The organism is Variovorax saccharolyticus, from assembly GCF_030316765.1.
Lineage (GTDB): Bacteria > Pseudomonadota > Gammaproteobacteria > Burkholderiales > Burkholderiaceae_C > Variovorax > Variovorax saccharolyticus.
Map to the genome: position 1 here is coordinate 75,843 of NZ_JASZYT010000015.1, position 16,832 is coordinate 92,674.

At 62.9% G+C, this 16,832-nt stretch carries 13 protein-coding genes; 2 read left to right on the plus strand and 11 right to left on the minus strand.

Features of this window, described 5'->3' with window-relative positions; genetic code table 11:
• Positions 1-89: 89 nt before the first annotated feature.
• The gene (locus QTI45_RS32245; RefSeq protein ID WP_286373002.1) at positions 90-1,046 is read left to right on the plus strand and encodes an enoyl-CoA hydratase/isomerase family protein; all 957 of its coding nucleotides are present in this window, start codon (positions 90-92) and stop codon (positions 1,044-1,046) included.
• A 501-nt stretch (positions 1,047-1,547) separates the two neighbouring features.
• Here QTI45_RS32245 and QTI45_RS32250 read toward each other — a convergent pair.
• From QTI45_RS32250 to QTI45_RS32290, 9 genes are all read right to left on the minus strand, one after another.
• Positions 1,548-2,000 carry a hypothetical protein gene (locus tag QTI45_RS32250; protein WP_286373003.1) on the minus strand — a complete coding sequence of 151 codons (453 nt, stop codon included), beginning with the start codon at positions 1,998-2,000 and terminating at the stop codon, positions 1,548-1,550.
• A gap of 431 nt (positions 2,001-2,431) precedes the next feature.
• Positions 2,432-3,463 carry a D-cysteine desulfhydrase family protein gene (locus tag QTI45_RS32255; RefSeq protein WP_286373004.1) on the minus strand — a complete coding sequence of 344 codons (1,032 nt, stop codon included), beginning with the start codon at positions 3,461-3,463 and terminating at the stop codon, positions 2,432-2,434.
• A gap of 109 nt (positions 3,464-3,572) precedes the next feature.
• Positions 3,573-5,771 carry a xanthine dehydrogenase family protein molybdopterin-binding subunit gene (locus QTI45_RS32260; RefSeq protein ID WP_286373005.1) on the minus strand — a complete coding sequence of 733 codons (2,199 nt, stop codon included), beginning with the start codon at positions 5,769-5,771 and terminating at the stop codon, positions 3,573-3,575.
• Position 5,772: 1 nt separating this feature from the next.
• Positions 5,773-6,267: a (2Fe-2S)-binding protein gene (locus tag QTI45_RS32265; protein ID WP_286373006.1), complete on the minus strand. Its 495-nt coding sequence runs from the start codon at positions 6,265-6,267 to the stop codon at positions 5,773-5,775.
• Between the two features lie 46 nt (positions 6,268-6,313).
• Complete coding sequence (locus tag QTI45_RS32270) at positions 6,314-6,826, minus strand: RidA family protein (protein ID WP_286373007.1); 513 nt, start codon at positions 6,824-6,826, stop codon at positions 6,314-6,316.
• A gap of 118 nt (positions 6,827-6,944) precedes the next feature.
• Positions 6,945-7,373: a cupin domain-containing protein gene (locus tag QTI45_RS32275; protein WP_286373008.1), complete on the minus strand. Its 429-nt coding sequence runs from the start codon at positions 7,371-7,373 to the stop codon at positions 6,945-6,947.
• A 244-nt stretch (positions 7,374-7,617) separates the two neighbouring features.
• Entirely contained in the window at positions 7,618-7,998 is a 381-nt protein-coding gene (locus QTI45_RS32280; protein ID WP_286373009.1) for an EF-hand domain-containing protein, read from the minus strand.
• Between the two features lie 165 nt (positions 7,999-8,163).
• Positions 8,164-8,718: a flavodoxin family protein gene (locus QTI45_RS32285; RefSeq protein WP_286373010.1), complete on the minus strand. Its 555-nt coding sequence runs from the start codon at positions 8,716-8,718 to the stop codon at positions 8,164-8,166.
• Between the two features lie 52 nt (positions 8,719-8,770).
• Positions 8,771-9,487, minus strand: a complete 717-nt coding sequence (locus QTI45_RS32290) for a DsbA family protein (RefSeq protein ID WP_353621360.1) — start codon at positions 9,485-9,487, stop codon at positions 8,771-8,773.
• A gap of 129 nt (positions 9,488-9,616) precedes the next feature.
• Here QTI45_RS32290 and QTI45_RS32295 point away from each other — a divergent pair, with 129 nt between their 5' ends.
• Positions 9,617-10,534: a LysR family transcriptional regulator gene (locus QTI45_RS32295; protein ID WP_286373011.1), complete on the plus strand. Its 918-nt coding sequence runs from the start codon at positions 9,617-9,619 to the stop codon at positions 10,532-10,534.
• Positions 10,535-10,580: 46 nt separating this feature from the next.
• Here the strand turns inward: QTI45_RS32295 and QTI45_RS32300 are convergent, their stop codons facing one another.
• On the minus strand, positions 10,581-16,124 hold the full coding sequence (locus tag QTI45_RS32300; RefSeq protein WP_286657273.1) for a trifunctional serine/threonine-protein kinase/ATP-binding protein/sensor histidine kinase: 5,544 nt from the start codon (positions 16,122-16,124) through the stop codon (positions 10,581-10,583).
• Between the two features lie 193 nt (positions 16,125-16,317).
• On the minus strand, positions 16,318-16,563 hold the full coding sequence (locus QTI45_RS32305) for a hypothetical protein (RefSeq protein WP_286373013.1): 246 nt from the start codon (positions 16,561-16,563) through the stop codon (positions 16,318-16,320).
• Positions 16,564-16,832 lie beyond the last annotated feature (269 nt).

The window sequence follows — 16,832 nt, forward strand, 5'->3', positions numbered from 1 at the left end:
TCCTGCGGCTGGATTGTCGCAGGCGACGACCAATGAGTTCTTGATGTGCGAGTCGCACGTCTCATCACCATCGAACTTGGAAACGAACCATGAAGCTACAACTTCTCGGCGCAACGCTTGCACTCGCGGCCATCGCGCTCACGGCCCCCGTCCATGCGCAGAGCCGCCCCTCGACTGCGCCGCCGCCTGTCAAGGTTCGGTCGGCTACCGATGCCAAGGATCAGATCCGGCTTACGCGCGTCACGCCCGAGTATTGGCGGGTGACGTTCCACAACCCTCCGTTCAACATCTACGGCCCGAACACGACACCGCAGCTGAACAAGGTCGTGACCGCCATTGAATCCGACCCTCAGGTGCGGGTCGTGGTGTTTGAGAGCGACGTGCCAGATTTCTTCCTGACCCACTATGACTTCCTGCCGCCGTTGACCGAGACGACCAGTCTGCCTCCTGGCCCTACCGGGTTGCCGCAACTGCCGGACATGCTGGTGCGCCTCAGCAAGGCGCCGGTCGTATCGATCGCGCTGATCCGAGGCCGGGCAAGCGGCGTCGGGAGCGAGCTTGCTCTGGCCAGTGACATGCGATTCGCCAGCCGCGAGAAGGCTTTGCTGTCGCAGTTTGAGATCGGCGCCGGGTTTGTTCCCGGCGGCGGTCCGATGGCGAGGTTGCCACGCCTTATTGGCCGCGGTCGTGCCCTGGAGGTGCTGTTGACCGGAAGCGACATCAACGGGGAGCTCGCTGAGCGCTACGGGTACGTCAATCGTGCACTGCCTGATGCTGAGTTGGACGCCTTCGTCGATGCAATGGCCCGTCGCATTGCGGGGTTTGACAAGCAGTCCCTCGCCGAGATCAAGGGCTTGGTGAACCTGAACAGCCTGCCGCCGAACGACCAGGTGGGGGCAGAGTGGGAAGCCTTCCTCAGCTCAGTAAAGCGCCCGGCTGCGCAGCAGCGCATCGGGCACTTGATGGAGCTTGGCCTTCAGACCAATCCGGACGTCGAGAAGCGCTTGCCGGACTACACCGGCAAGGTGGGGGCAGCTCCGAAGTAGTTCGTCCGCGTCTGAGGCCCTCTTGTACTCGGACGTTGACCCATTTCATGTGCACGGCCCCTCCGACGGCACTGAGGCAATTTTCCGTCTGCCGTTGTCGCAGGAGCCTCCTTGATGCCACCGGCTCACGCATGCCGAGCACGCCTTGGGCGGGCGCGGGGTGTGGATCCAAGCACGCATGACGTCTGGATGGCGCGTGGCGGTGGCTGAGGGGCAAACGCCGGAATTCGTAGCTCCGCCGTAGGGCGGCGCCGGCGGTCCAAGCCCACACCGTACCGGCCAGCGGAGGGTTTATTCAGTCAGATCGCGCGTGCTCTTCAGCGGCGGCTGATGCAACGGATTTCCTTGACCATGCAACTGAACTTCCTGAGGGTCGTGCCCGAACGGAGGCTGACGACGGGGTGGCAGAGATTCGCATGCTTACCCGCGACGTCGCTGGCACGTTCCGACTTCCTAAAGGTTCGGCCGGCTGCGTGTCGGCGACCCAGCCGTTCACAGGATTTACTTTGAAGCAAGCCCGGGCTGTGGGGAGGTCCTCGTACGGCCGGCCGTCAGATCGAACGAGCCACTGTCTTCCCGATAGAAGCGGTTGAGCGTGCCGTCCTTTTCAGCGGCTGCAAGCTCGGCCTTCACGTCCGCGCGCGAAGTGTTGAGCCTTTGCTGGCGTGCAAGGTAGAACGAACCACTGTCGCTGCCATTCAGGATGTTCAACGTGCCGTCTGCGCGGGCTTGATTGATCCTTGCCTTGACGTCGGCACGGGGTTCGATCGAGTGAAATTGTGAGGACAGGTATGTCGATCCGCTGTCCTCTCCGGTGAGCGCGGCAAGTTGTCCGTTGGACAGTGCGGCCTTGAGTTGCTGCTTGACTTCGGCGCGGCTCACTTGCGCAGATGACCCGTTGGCTGACAGGATGAGGACGGTGAACAGGACCAGGGGCTTATTGAACGTTTTCATGAAGAGTTCCTTTGCGCGTCTGAAAGTAAGGAGAGGCAGCGCCGACAGACACGCATCGGACGCTCTCTAGGACTTGGCGCCTTGCGCCTGTTGCTATCGCGGGCGATGTCGCGCGCCAGGTCAACTGCGAACGGCCCGCCTTCGCTTGCGAGACCGCTCGGTAACGCGACCCTGCGAACAGCACGCTGCCTTCGTGGGTAGTTTCGACGTCAGACGAGATGCAGGCCAGGCGAGCGATTGGTTGATCCGTCGTGCATCGCCAGATGTCAGCGCAGGTGTCAGCTGCGCATGGCTCACTGGCGTGAGCAGGTGGCCGCGGGCCTTCTCGTTGAAGGTCTGGCGATAGTGCTCTTGCCTCGTCCGCATCGTCGCCATGCTTTCGCCAATCCACACACCTCCGACGTCCCTCTTCGGCATGGGTTCACCACCCCTCATGCCTTACCGCGGAAATCGCTCGCATATGCGTAGAGGCCGGGGGTCCCGCCGGTCATGAGGAAGAGGACGTTATCGCCAGCCGCGTATCTTCCGGCTGAGATGTCCGATAGCAGGCCTGCGAACGCCTTTCCGCCGTAGACAGGGTCGAGCAGCAATCCCTCTCGACTGGCCATCAGCCTGACCGCTTCAATCATCGCTGGCGTCGAAACGCCGTAGCCGCCACCCAACTGGTCGCCCGACACCTTGACATCGTCCGTATTCACAGAGGCATCAAAGCTCAGAAGTCTCAAAACGGCATTGGCCTTCTCGACCGTCGCCGCTATCGCGCCGGCTGCGGGCGCGAGCACCGAGTGGGAACTCACCCGCGTTGCATCAAGTCCGAGCGCCCGATATCCCGCCACCAGTCCCGCCTGTGTCCCGGAACTTCCATTCGGCACGACGACTGCAGCGAAATCGACGCCGAGCGCGGTGGACTGCTCCTGGATTTCGAGCGCGCAGGCCGCGTAACCGATGCTTCCCACCGGGGAGGAGCCACCGAGCGTGGCTACATAGGCGATGCGGCCATCCCGTCGAAGTTCCTCGGCCCGAACATGCGCGAAGCGCGTCGAATCAGCACCGACCGGCAGATCGTGGAGACGGGCGCCGAAGAGACCGTCCAGCAGTACATTGCCATTGAGGTCGTAGTCGTCTCCTTCGCGCGGCACCATGCGGGAGAGAACGAGCTCACAGGCCAGGCCTAACCGTGCGGCCGAAGCGGCTGCGAGGCGGGCGAAGTTCGACTGGCGCCCGCCGGTGGCGATGATGGTGTCCGCGCCGGCTTCAGCAGCATCGCCGAGCAGGAACTCAAGCTTTCGCAGCTTGCTGCCTCCGCCCCCGAGTGCCATGGAGTCATCGCGCTTGGCGTAGATTCGGACGCCATTCAACGAGGAGCCCAAGGCCTCCTCGATGCGAGTAAGGCGCTGAATGGACGTCGGCCCGTCCAGGAGGGTGCGACGCGGCAGGCGGTCGAGGGATTGGGAAAGTTGCATGATGACGGTCATTAGGGATAGGTTGGCAGCGGCGCAACTGCTTTCTGTGCGCCCTGTTCTGAAGTTTCATGGCCGCGTGGTCCCCAAGGCATCGTCGGCCCAATCTTCATCAAACGAGCTTTTGCGAAGCTGGCCGCAACTGCTCCCCAACCGGCAGCTTTCGGATTCTCTTGCCGCTCGCGGCGAAGATTGCATTGGTCAAGGCCGGCATGACGCATGAGGTACCGGGCTCGCCGATGCCGCCAGGCGCTTCCAGGCTCTTGACGATGTGCACGTCGATCTGCGGGATCTCGTTGATGCGCAGCACCCGGTAGTCGCCGAAGTTGGTCTGCTCGACGCGGCCGTTCTTGATCGTGATCTCGCCATGGAGCGCAGCGGACAGGCCGAACACGATGCCGCTCTCCATCTGGGCGCGAACGGTATCGGGATTCACCACGACGCCGCAATCGACAACGCACCAGGCCCGCATCGGCGTGACGGTGCCGTCCTTGTCGGTGGTGATCTGGACGACCTGTGCGATGTAGCTGCCGAAGCCCGTGCAGAGTGCGATGCCGCGGGCTTGTCCTGCCGGCAGCGGCTTGCCCCATCCGGCTTGCTGCGCGGCGAGCTGCAGGACCGTCTTCGCGCGCGGGTTCTTGTCGAGCATGGCCACGCGATAGTCCAGTGGATCCTGCTTCGCGTTGGCCGCCAGCTCATCCACGAAGCTCTCGACCGCAAAGGTCCCGCGGGTCACGCCCACGCCACGCCAGAATGCCGTTGGAACGCCGGGGGGCTCCGCTGCGACCCAGTCGACATGGATATCGGCAATCCCGTACGGCTGGTTCGCCGAGCCATCAACCGCGTCGGGATCGATGCCGTCCTTGATCCATGCAGGGGAATAGCGCGCAACGATGGAGGAGCCGGCGATGCGATGCGACCAGGCGAGTGTCTTGCCTTTGGTGTCCACACCGGCGCTCAAGCGGTCGTAGTAGTACGGGCGGTACATGTCGTGCTGAATGTCCTCCTCGCGGGTCCATATCACCTGCACGGGTCCCTCGACATGCTGGGCGATCTGCACGGCCCGCACGGTACCGTCGAATTCCAGCCGCCGGCCGAAACCACCGCCGAGCAGATGGTTGTGGACGCGGACCTGTTCGCGCTTGAAACCCGTCAACTTCATCACGGCCGCTTGCGTGAGACCGGGAACCTGGGTGCCGACCCAGATGTCGCAGGCGTCCTTGGTCATGTGCACCGTGCAGTTCATCGGCTCCATTGCCGCATGGGCGAGAAAAGGCTGCTCGTAGACGGCGTCCACCCGGCCGGCGGCCTGTGCCATGACCGCGGCCGCATCGCCATCGTGACGCGCGACCGCCCCCGGCCTTTCCGATGCCGAGGCGAGCTGTCTCGAGATGTCAGCCGTCGACAGCCTCGCGTTCGACCCGGCCTCCCACTGCGGATCGGCGGCGGCGAGGCCTTGTTTCGCGGCCCACGTGTGACGGGCCACGATCGCCACCGCATCGTCGAGCCTGACGACCTGGCTCACACCAGGGACGGCCTTCGCCTTCGCTTCATCCAGCGAGACGAGCTTGCCGCCGAAGGTCGGCGAAGCGCTCACAACGGCGAACTTCATGCCAGGAAGACGGCTGTCGATGCCGAACTTGGCGAATCCATTGACCTTGCCTGAGGTGTCCAGGCGTCGATGCGGCGTCCCGATGAGCTTGAAGTCAGCGGGTTCCTTGAGCACCACCTTCTCCGGTACCGGCAGCTTCGCAGCGGCATCCACGAGCCCGCCATAACCGAGTCGGCGACCGGTGGGACCATGCACGACTTCGCCGTTCTGCGCACGGCAGCTCGACGGGTCGACACTCCAGCGCTGGGCCGCTGCCGTCACGAGCATGACGCGGGCCGTTGCGCCCGCACGTCGCAAAGGTACATAGGTGCCGCGGATGGCGGTCGAACCCCCTGTCATCTGAACGCCGATCAGCGGATTCACATAGATCTTGTCGTCGGGCGGCGAATGTTCGATCGCGACCTTGTCCACATCGACCTCGAGTTCCTCGGCGATCAGCATCGGAATCGAGGTGTAGGTTCCTTGCCCCATCTCGATGACGGGCATCACGAACGTGACCACGCCGGCGCGATCGATGCGCAGGAACGCGTTCGGCGCGAACGCCGCGTCGGTCGTGAGACTGTCGCGTAGCTCGCCACGTGCCGGAAGCCCGAAGCCGAGGAGCATTCCGCCCCCGAGCGCCCCGGTCGCGGTGAAGGCGAGGAAGTGTCGCCGCGAGACGCCTGCCAGGTCGGAATCAGCGATCGGTTCGAGTTTCATTTCACACCTCCTTCATGGCGCCGGGTTGGGACAGGGCGGCCTTGGTTGTGCCGGCGGCCTGGTGGATGGCCGCGCGAATGCGCGGGTAGGTACCGCATCGGCAGATGTTCCCGGCCATCGCAGCGTCGATGTCGGAGTCGCTGGGCTTCGGGTTGGTGGCGAGCAGCGCGCAGGCCGACATCACCTGGCCCGATTGGCAGTAGCCGCACTGAGGTACGTCCAATGCGAGCCAGGCGGCCTGGATCCTCTTGCCTGCAGGCGAGGCGCCGATCGCTTCGATCGTGGTGATCTTCTTTGCCACCGCGGCCGAAACCGGGGTGAGGCAGGACCGTGCCGGCTGCCCGTCGATGTGGATCGTGCATGCGCCGCAGAGACCCATGCCGCATCCGAACTTGGTGCCGGTCATTCCTATGACGTCACGCAGTATCCACAGCAGTGGCATGTCGGCGGGCACATCGAGGGTGCGGTTCATCTCGTTGACGTTGAGAGTGATCATCACGTTGCTCCAGGGTGGGGGGCCATCTCGATCGAAGCGGCGGGCTTTACTCGGCGATCTCGAAGATGAGTTCGAGTTCGACCGGGGTGCCGAGGGGCAGGCTTGCGACGCCTAGCACCAGACGGCAGGGATTCTTGTCTTTGCCGAAGACGTCCTGGAGCACTTGCGAGGCGCCGTCGGCGACTTTCGGATGGTCGCGGACATCGCCTGATGTGGCGATGGACACGCCGAGCCGGACGACCCGCGCCACCTTGTCGAGCGATCCAAGATGCTTGCGAACGACCGCGAGGCCGTTCAGCGCCGCAAGATAGGCCGCCTGCCGCCCCGCCTCGACATCCAGCTCCGCACCGACGCGACCAAGGAACTTGGCCTGGCCGCCCTCGGTCGGCAGCATGCCGGTCAGAAAGAGCAATTTGCCGGACTGGACCGATTCCACATAGGTGCCGAACGGGCTGGGAGGTGACGGCAACTGGATGCCCAGTTGAGTCAAGCGCTGCTCGGCGCTGACGGGTTCCGATTCAGGGTTGGCGGGGCGAGGCGACGACGATGAGATGGACAAGACGACTCTCCTTGGTGATGCAGGTGGTCATCAAATCAGAGGACTGACGCCGGATCCATTGGACGATGGTGTCGGCTATACCTTGGTGTCGGGGACCGGATGGCATCCGGGCATGCCGCTATGAATGGAGCTCTCGCGGGTCATCGTGAGAGTCCAGATACTCGAGGCCCAGTGGGCCGATGGCGGTGACCTGAGTGACATACTCGCCCGACTTCGCCCAGTGGAAGTGCGGGGTGTTGCCGGGGAGCACGATGACGCTGCCGGGTGGATGCGCCGAGACCTTGTCGCCATCGAAGCAATCGCCAAGGCCGATGTAGAAGACACCCGAGATGACCGTATAGATGCGATCCTCTGGGTGGGTGTGGGGCATCAGCTTGGCACCGCCAGGTACCTTCACTCTGATCAGGTAGAGCCCCGGCTTGGTGGGGTCGCCGACAACGATGGCGAGGCGGACTTCGGGTGGAAACGCCGGGAACGGCCTCCAGTCGATGTCTTCAGGCAAGACCGATCTGAAGGCGTCTTGTCCAGGCTGGTGGGTGGGCTTCATGGTTGTGCTCCTGTCTGAAGAATCGCCCGGGCGAACGGAGTGCGCCGAGTTCTTCTGTCAATCGGCTTGCGCGTGCCGCGGCAGGGAGGCTCGCCCTTTCGCAGAGCCTGCCCCGCCCAGGTCGGCAATGGCTGCCCGCATCAACGGATTGTTCGATCCATCCAGCGATGAGGAATCTGCAACAGGTCCCACGCGCGCGTCGGCCGAAAGGCCGATGGCGACATGACGGGGCGCGTGATGTCGACTAGCTTTGACCAGCGATCGGCAGTTCTCTCTCCCTCGGGCGATGTCCGACAGAGAAGAATCGCTCGGTCGTCTGATTGACCAAAGTCTGCAGCGTGGATTCCAGGGAGTTTTCACTGGCACTGGCCGGCATGAGCACGCCGGTATTTTGCATTTCTGCCAGACTCACGTCGCCGTCCGCGTTGGCGTCCATTCGGTTCCGGTACTCTTGCTCGCTGATGGCAGGCGTCCCGTTCTTGTCGACTGCGATGCCGGGCGTCAGGATCTTGTAGAAGTCCTTGTACTCTTCGGCGTTCAGCTTCCCATCCTTGTTCTGATCAAACTTGTTGAAAGCGGTGTCGAGCATTCGGGTTAGCGGATTGGTGCGATCTACTGGCGTCATGAAGTTTCAGTCTGGAAGGTTGAAGACGACGCAGTATCGAGGCGTGGTTTCGGCGTTCATCGCAAGAACAAGGGGCCGAAACCCCGCCTCCTCTCCAGATTGGCCAGCGCTGATCCGTGATGCCGGTCTTGCCGGCAATCGTGGCGATGGGAACGCCCCGCGGGCTCAGGCGATGCGTGCGGTGAGCTCGCGCAGTCGGGCGCCAAAAAGTCGCGCCGTGGCCAGGTCCCCGGCCGGGATCTCGTCGATCGAAGCGTCTGAGGGCGAGGCAGTGGCAAGGCCGACGAACGAAGACAGGTAGTTGATGTCGTCGCGCGTGGAGGTCTTGGCATTGCTGGGCATCAACCCGGTGCCAGCCCACAGCATGCCGTGCTGCTGCGCGAGCGTGAACAGGGTGTACAGCGTGGTTTGCTTGTCGCCGGCGACCGATGCCGAATTGGTGAATGCGGCGGCCATCTTGTCCTTCCAGCCCTGCTTCGCCCAGACTGCGGACGAGGCATCGGCGAATCGCTTGAACTGCCAGCTGACATTGCCCATGTAAGTCGGGGTGCCGAACACGATGGTACTGGCCTTGTCGAGCACGTCCCATCCGCCGTCGGGCAACTGGCCCTCGGCGTCGATGGCGAGCAGGGTGGCACCGCTGGCGGCGGCAACAGCTTCGGCGATCTTGGCGGTGTGGCCGTAGCCGCTGTGGTACACGATGACGACGTTGGAACTCATGATATTTCTGGTTGATGGGATTGAAAGAAGGTCAAGGATCGACTGACAGCAGTCATGCTGCCGTGGTCAGCGAACGCAGCGCGGCGTCGAGCTGGCGCTCCAGTTGATCCACGTGGGCGTAGCCGGGGCTGACTTCGATCAGCTGGCCGTTGGCCTCGAGCAGCAGAGCCGGGAAACTGCGGATTCCCATCGCCTGCACTTGCGCAAACTCGGCGGATGTCGTGGCGATGGTGGCGGAGTCCAGCCACGTCTTGTGGAAGGTGGCTGCGTCGACCGTGAATTGCTGCTCCGCCAGTTCCGCGCTGGCGGCCTGGGCCAGCACCGCGCCATCGGTGGTGTCGAGGCCGTCGACGTAGAACGCCCGTTGCAGTGCACGGAACACCGCCAGTTGGTTGGCCTCGGGTGCGATGCGGCGTGCTGCCACGACCGCGCGGCAAATCGGCTCGGTGTCATAGACGAAGTTCCTGCGCGCCAGCAGGGCCCCGCGGTTGAATGGCAGGCCGCTGCTTTCCTCCACGCGCGCCCAGTGCACGAGGCGGAACTGCTTGCCGTTGTCGTCAAGCACATCGGTAGCGCCGGCGCGCAAGCCGCCGACCATGATCTCCAGCGGCAGTTCGGGGTGGCGCGCCGTGAGGGCAGTCAATTCCTTGCCGAAGCCGTAGCACCATGAGCACATGGGGTCGCCAACAAAGATGAGTTTCATGGCTTGCTCCTGGCCCTGGATAGCCCTTGAGGCGCCGGTAGCGATCACGGTCGTGTTCGAGTTCATGGTGCGATTCCGTTTGATTGGTTGAGGAGCTCACTTTATTTATTACTTCTCAGTCAATAAAGCCACATGAAGGCAAATTACCTGATACATGACGTAATATGGCGCCCTCGGGGAAAGCAGGGAGTGGTCATGAAGCGCAATTTCGAGGAGATGCAACTCGGAAGCATCGAACTGTTCTGCCAGGCGGCCGAGCTGAGCAGCTTCACCGCGGCTGCCAATGCTGTCGGCGTGACGCCGGCGGCGGTCAGCCGTTCGATCGCACGGTTGGAGGAGCGGCTGGGTGTGCGCCTTTTCGTCCGCACCACTCGACAGATCCGGCTGACCGAAGGCGGCCGGCGCTACTACGAGCAGTGCCGCCAAGCCTTGCGCCAACTCGTCGAAGCCGAGCGCGAGGTGACCGGCGCGCAGGCGGCGCCCGCTGGTCCACTGCGCATCAGCGTCCCGACGCCGTATGGCCACTACCGCCTGTTGCCCTTGCTGCCGAGATTCAGGCAGCTGTACCCGGACGTGACGGTCGAGGTCCATGTCAGCAACCGCAATATTGACTTCCTGGAAGAAAGCTACGACGTCGCGATTCGCGGACGCACCCCGGCCGACTCCACGCTCATCGCACGTCCGCTGGAGGATGCCGAACTGGTGCTGGTGGCTGCGCCCTCCTATCTGAAGCGTCAGGGCACGCCGGCATCGCTTGATGACCTGCACCGGCACGAATGCATCCAGTTCGACCTGCCCAGCACCGGAAGGAAGATTGCATGGCCGTTCCGGGTCGACGGCAAGCATGTCGAGATGATGACCACGGGTGGGTACACATGTGCGGAAGATGTTCTAGGCATCGTGACGCTGGCGCGCAGCGGCGCGGGCCTTGTGCAGACCTATCGCTTCATTGTCGAGCGTGACCTTGCGGAAGGCGGGCTGGTGGAATTGCTGCCGCAGCATGGCGGCACGTCGCGGCCCTTCTTCCTGTTGTACCCCGACGCGCGCCACCTGTCGTTGCGCGTGCGAACGTTTGTGAATTTCCTCGTCGAGAACTTGAGCCCGCATTCCTGAGGGTCGACAGCCTCACGATGGGTGCCTGCTGTGTTTTCAGGAGGCCCTATGGCGGGCCCGTGCGCGCATTTTCGATGCAGGGGATGGAAAACCGAAACGTCGCCCCATAGCCTTCGTTTCGCTCTGCCCAAAGCCGACCCGCATGGCGCTCGACGATCGAACGGCTGACCGACAGGCCGACACCCATGCCGGCGTTCTTGGTCGAATAGAACGCGTCAAAGATCCTGTGCTCGTTCTGACTGTCGAGGCCTACCCCGGCGTCGGTAACGCTCACGCGCACGCCGTCGCTGCCATCTCTTTCGGTCCTGATCACTAACTGCCGAATGCGATCGTGCACGTCCGCCATTGCCTCGGATGCGTTGCGAAGCAGATTCAGGATGACCTGCTGGAGCTGGATTCGAACGCCCATGATCGATGGAGTGTCCTCGGCAAGCTCGAGACGCACATTCACGCCGTCCCTTTCGAGGTCACCCGACAACATGCCCAAGACCTCGCGGATCGCATCGTTCAGGTCCGTCGGCTCCAGCATCATGTCTCGATTGCTGAAAAGAGCGCGCAATCGACCGATGACGTCGGCAGCGCGCTTTCCATCACGAAGGGTCCGTCTGGCGGTTTCGCGGGCGCCGTCGATATTGGGGGGATCGGCATCCAACATTCGAAGGCCGGTGCCCGCATTGGTAATGATGCCGGCGAGTGGCTGGTTGAGTTCATGGGCGATCGATGCAGACAACTGCCCAATGCTCGCGACACGGTTGGCATCGAACAACTGGATTTCGACATCGTGGTACCTTCGCTCGCTGTCGAGCGCAGCCTGCTCGGCGTTCTTGCGATCTGTCAGGTCGAGCACGAAGGCCACGCCTTCAGTTGGTGTACCGTCGAAAAGCGCAGCGCCAATTAGCACAGGGACGCGGCTTGCGTCCTTTCGGACGTATTCGCCCTCGAAAGGTGGAACAGCGCGGCTTGCCAGAAGCGTGGTCATGATCTGATCGTCACCTTCGTCCCACTCGGGTGGCATCAAGTCCTTCCAGCGGATTCGTCCCGATGTCAAGTCGTCGATGCTGTATCCAATGGTTTGCGCAAACGCCTGGTTCGCGTCGATGATCCGCCCATCAAGATTCCAGGTGAAGATCCCAATGATGTTCGAATTGAAGAGCCGCCTTACTCTTGCCTCGCGTTCCTGAAGGTCCCTGTACAAATGCGCGTTCTCCAGGGAGATGGCAGCTTCAGAAGCGAGGACTTCAATCAGCGCCATGCGCGCTGCCGTGAATGCCCCGACGGTGAGGTCGTTCTCGAGATAGAGCACGCCGAGCAATCTGGCTTGCCTGAGCAGTGGCAGGCACAGGACCGAGCGGGTGCGCCGGCGAAGGATGTAGTCGTCAGCCGCGTGCGGATGCTCGGCCGATGCGTCTCGCAGGAGTAGCTTTTCCTTGGTACGCAACACATACTGAAGCACCGATTGCGGCAGATCGGCGATGCCGATGCTCGACTGCTGCAGATCCACATGCACTTCGTCGGCACCGGTCGTTGCTTGCGCTTCGATGCGGTAGGTATCGGCATGCGGCAGGATGAGCAGGCCGCGTTCGGCGCCAGCATGTTCGATCGCAGTGCGAACGAGCGTGTCGATCAGCTTGCTGAGCAGGATCTCGCTGGAGATTGTCTGCGAGACCCTTATCACGGTGGCCAGGTCGAGCGCATCGATGGGTGTCTGTATCGTGCGTGTCGAGTCGGACGCCTGCGTGTCCGCTCTCAGCGAGGGATAGAGCTGGTCCAGCTGCCGTGCCTTACCCTCCGCCCCCCACTGAAGGTAGCACTGCCGCGCTTCTTGCAAATAGGTGCGCGCGAACTTGTCGAAGCCGCGTGCGGCATAGAAACGCGCCGCCACCTCGTGGGCCACGGCCTCGATATGGACGAATCCGTGGAGATGGGCCGACCGGATGGCCGCCTCGTAGAGGCGTTCGGCGTCCAGCGGCCGGTCTTCTATGCGGGCAATCTCGGCGGCGGCCAGCGCAGTTCGGCAGTCGAAGTTCACGGGACAGTTCGCTGCCCAGATCTCGAGTTGCGCATGGTGATCGATCAAGGCAGCAAGCTGTTGCCCTTTTTGGTGCGCAGGCGCAGCATCCCACGCCGCAGCGTGCGCCAGTGCCCCGAAGAAGCGGAAGTCGGCAGTCTCCAGTTGCGACGGGGCCGTCCACAGCAACTCCTGGGCGCGCAGTGAGGCGTGGACCGCCGCTTCATGGTGGCCGGCCAGGTAGCGCGCCTGCAGCTTTCGAGTGCGATAGAAGAACTCCGCCAGTGACAACGCCGGATTGCTGATGAGATGGTGCTCTGCTTCGCGTTCGTTGAATTCCTCGTCATTGAAGCACCCGAACTCCGGCGTCAGCCCGCGCAGGGTGCGGATCAGAGCCAATTGCGCGCTGCACAGGTCGACCGCCATACCGAATCCTGCGGACCGTGCAAAGGCAATGCCGTTGTCTGCGTCCGAATGCACTTCGGCAAGGGCTTCCCCGGTGGCAAGGCAATTGGTGATCAACGCATGCCAACTGTAGGCCGCAAATGTGAGATCGCCCATCCGATAGGCGGTGTCGAACGCGCGACGTATCAGATCACGGCCGCTGCCGGCGTGTTTGGCCCAAGGGATGACCATGTTCCCGAACGAGATGTAGGTTCGCGCCTGATAGCGCCTCAGGCCTCGTTGCTCGACCAAATCGTAGCCGAGCTGTCCAAATCGATACCCATCCCTGTAGTTGCCAAAGCGCGGGCCTGCGAACGTCGCAAAAAACACGTAGCCAAAACAGGAAACGTCGCAGTTTCCATATTCCAGGCTCAAGTTCACCATGCGGCAGAGGATGCGTGAGGACAGGTTTTCGTCGTAGAAAAAGGCCGGCGTCACGATTTCAGAGCAGACGTCGAGCATGTCGAGCACATCCGGGTCTGTCATCAGCGGCAGGGCGACCAGGTCTTCGATTCGTCGATCGCCGACCAGAGTCCAGATCCGCTGGTACTCGCGCATGACCTCCTCGTCGGTGGGGTGCGGCGACCAATCGGTTCCGCAGCGCCGCAGGTAATCCAGGAACACCTCGACGCAACGGTCGCCGCGGTCCTGCGCGGTGTAGAGCGTCAGGCGAAGTCGCGCCACGGTGGCGAAATCGTGGCGCGTGGCGGCCCGCCCTGCCAGTGCGGCCAGGCGCTTTTCAGCGCTCGCAAGGCCGGCAGTCAGCAGTTCGCATTCGGCCGTGAGGCTTTCGATCGCGAAGACGAGGGGGTAGTCGCTGTCCCCGCTCGTGTCCTCCAGGGCAGCGGCGCCTGCATGGAGGTATGCCAACGCGGAGCCGTATGCTGTGGACGCCTTGGCGCGCCTGGCAGCCCTCAGGTTGAGCGCCGCTACGTGCATACGGTCATCCGGGGCGGTGACCAGGTGGATACCGCGATTGAGCTGGTTGACGATCTCGAAGATGCACTCTTCCTGCTTGTCTGGCGGCGTATGCTCGGCGAGCAGCCTGCCAATGCGTAGATGGGCTCTGGCCCGGGCATTGGCTGGGATCAGCAGATAAGCGGCTTCCTGCACTCGGTCGTGCAAAAAGCGATAGGAGTTGCCGGAGCGAAGGATCAGACCGGCTTTCGCTGCGTCCAGAAGCTGGCCTTGCAGTTGCTCGACCGTTACCTGGCACACGGTCTGGAGCAAGCTCAACTCGGCACGGTCGCCGAGGCAAGCGAACTGCTTGAGAACGTCGAGCACCAGTTCGGGCAGGCGACTCAGCTTGCCGATCATCAGTTCAGCCACGACGTCGGTGTAGCCCTTGGCGTGGATGCGAGCCAGGTCCCAGGACCACTGCACTTGGTCGTAGTCGAACGTCAGCAATCCCTCGTCGGCGAGGGTGAGGATGAACTGGACCGTGAAGAACGGGTTTCCGCTCGTTTTCTCCAGAATCAGTTGCGCCAAGGGCGTGGCGCCGTGTGGTGCGCAGTGAAGTGAATCGACCAGGAGCTGTTCCAGATCGGCCTGTGCCAGGGGGGCGAGGACGATGTCGTGCGTCGAAGCACCGGACTGCCGAACGCGTTCGAGGGTCCGCTTCAGCGGATGGAGAGCCGAAACCTCGTTGTCCCGGTAGGCGCCGATCAACAGCAGGTGTTGAAGGTCAGTGCGCGACAGGAGGTCTTCAAGAAGATCGAGCGTGGCTTCATCGAGCCACTGCAGATCGTCGAGGAAGAGGGCCAGAGGGTGCTCGGGCCGCGCGAATACGCCGATGAAACGTCGGAACACCAACTGGAAGCGACGTTGAGCGTCCTGCTGCGGCAGCTCGGGCACCGGTGGCTGCCTCCCAAGAATGTGCTCGAGTTCCGGCACGAGATCGACGATCAGAAGTCCGTTTGGCTCGACCGCCTCCTTCAGGGCTTGGCGCCATGCATGCAACTCGCCCTCGCTCTTGCTCAGGAGCGGCCGCACGAGGCTCTGGAAGGCCTGTGCCAACGTGGCATAGGGCACGTCGCGCTTGTACTGATCGAACTTGCCGGAAGCGAACAGCCCGCGCGGCGGGACCAGCGGCTTGTGGAGTTCGTTGACCAGTGCCGACTTTCCGATGCCTGAGTGGCCGGAGACCAGCACCAGCTCCGGGCGGCCACCGGCGAGCGTGCGGTCGAACGCGCTCAGAAGTGTCTTGATATCGCTCTGCCGACCGTACAGTTTCTCCGGAATCATCAGACGGTCGGGCGTGTCGTGTTGGCCCAGCTCGAAATCTGCGATTCGCCCCGTGGCCTGCCACTCGCCGAAGCAACGACGCAAGTCGCACTCCACTGCAGCTGCGGTTTGGTAGCGCTCCTCAGCGGTCTTGGCTAGCAACTTCATCGTGATCGCCGACACCGCGGAAGGGATGGTGTGCAAGCGATGGATCGGCGGCACGGGCTGGCGTGCGATGTGGCAGTGCACCCAGTCCATCGCGTCCGTCGCCGCAAACGGAAGATTTCCGGTCTGCAGCTCATAGAGCAAGACGCCGAGCGCGTAAAGGTCGCTGCGCGAATCGATGGAGCGATTCATGCGGCCAGTCTGCTCGGGTGACATGTAGGCGAGCGTTCCGGCGATGTACTCGGGCGCCTCGGGCAACTGTCGCTCTCGACGCAAGGGGGAGGCGATGCCGAACCCGGTCAGCCAGACTTGGTCGGTTTCGGAGTTCACGAGTACGTGGGCGGGCTTGATGTCCTTGTGAATGAGACCACTTCCGTGGACGCGGCCGATCGCACCCGCCAGCGACACCGCGATTCGCAAGAATCGACCCATCTCGATGGGGGAGCCGACGAGCCTGTCAAGCCACTCGCCGCCCGGATAATCGACCACCATCAGCACCTGTCCGCCCTCGCGCACGAGTTCCAGCGGGCGCAAAGCCCATGCGCCATCCAAGTGTTCCCTCAGACCGAACTCGTGGACGATTCGCGCGAGACTCTCCGGAGAAGGGCGCTCGTCGAATGCTGTCGCGGGTATGAAGGCGTACCGCTTGCCGGCGCGGTCGAGTTGGCAGAAGGCGCGCTCTGCGTCTTTGCGCAAGACTTGGGCGCCTACGTCGTTGTCAACGGCGCGGAAGGGAGGGGGTGCGGTCATTGATCGTGCCCCAGTACCGGGGGTGGGCTTGCTCCAAATGTAACGTCTGGACTACGGCGCCGCTGGGGAGCCGTGCTGGCGCCTGACGCTTTAGAAATTCTGCAATGCCTGGCGGTGAAAAGCACCCCATGGTGACAACCTGGCGCCACGATATGCTGCTCATTCGCGTCCAGGAATGCAGCGCACGCCTGCATCAACTTTTTGCTCCGCCGTCATCCGAACAAAAAGGCCGAAGTCTGCGCAGAAGTTCTGGGTACGTCAACTCAAGCAGGGCGAGGCGGTGCGTGGTGTAGCGCTGGACGTACCACGGCGCTGCGACGTCTTCGGGTTGTGTCTGATCGGTCCAGCTCGCCTTCGAGATGCCCGAGGATATGGGCGCGTCCCGACCTTCAACTCGCTGGCGGCGGCGCCCGTCACCTCCAAGCAGCAGCGTCTGCATCGGCGATCGCCGATTGCCCATGGGGGGCACCTCAACACGGCGAGCCGGGACGATGGCACCAAGGTAGTAGACGGGGACCGAGCGAGCAGCGAACGCGAAGCTTCCTGAAGCACCGATACGAAGGTATCGCAAACACCTTCGTCTAATCGACACGACGTCGTGCGTCTGGTTTGATCGTCTTTCCACTCGAGCCTTGCAGGCCTGAAATGATCGATCTTCCGCCAATCACCGAGACTGCGATCCGACCGCCTGGGGCGCCGTTGCTTGCC

Bases quoted from the DNA above. Each gene is read 5' to 3' on its own strand.
- QTI45_RS32245 (WP_286373002.1), top strand. From the start codon at position 90: ATGAAGCTACAACTTCTCGGCGCAACGCTTGCACTCGCGGCCATCGCG.
- QTI45_RS32250 (WP_286373003.1), bottom strand. From the start codon at position 2,000: ATGAAAACGTTCAATAAGCCCCTGGTCCTGTTCACCGTCCTCATCCTG.
- QTI45_RS32255 (WP_286373004.1), bottom strand. From the start codon at position 3,463: ATGCAACTTTCCCAATCCCTCGACCGCCTGCCGCGTCGCACCCTCCTG.
- QTI45_RS32260 (WP_286373005.1), bottom strand. From the start codon at position 5,771: ATGAAACTCGAACCGATCGCTGATTCCGACCTGGCAGGCGTCTCGCGG.
- QTI45_RS32265 (WP_286373006.1), bottom strand. From the start codon at position 6,267: ATGATCACTCTCAACGTCAACGAGATGAACCGCACCCTCGATGTGCCC.
- QTI45_RS32275 (WP_286373008.1), bottom strand. From the start codon at position 7,373: ATGAAGCCCACCCACCAGCCTGGACAAGACGCCTTCAGATCGGTCTTG.
- QTI45_RS32280 (WP_286373009.1), bottom strand. From the start codon at position 7,998: ATGACGCCAGTAGATCGCACCAATCCGCTAACCCGAATGCTCGACACC.
- QTI45_RS32285 (WP_286373010.1), bottom strand. From the start codon at position 8,718: ATGAGTTCCAACGTCGTCATCGTGTACCACAGCGGCTACGGCCACACC.
- QTI45_RS32290 (WP_353621360.1), bottom strand. From the start codon at position 9,487: ATGAACTCGAACACGACCGTGATCGCTACCGGCGCCTCAAGGGCTATC.
- QTI45_RS32295 (WP_286373011.1), top strand. From the start codon at position 9,617: ATGAAGCGCAATTTCGAGGAGATGCAACTCGGAAGCATCGAACTGTTC.
- QTI45_RS32300 (WP_286657273.1), bottom strand. From the start codon at position 16,124: ATGACCGCACCCCCTCCCTTCCGCGCCGTTGACAACGACGTAGGCGCC.
- QTI45_RS32305 (WP_286373013.1), bottom strand. From the start codon at position 16,563: ATGCAGACGCTGCTGCTTGGAGGTGACGGGCGCCGCCGCCAGCGAGTT.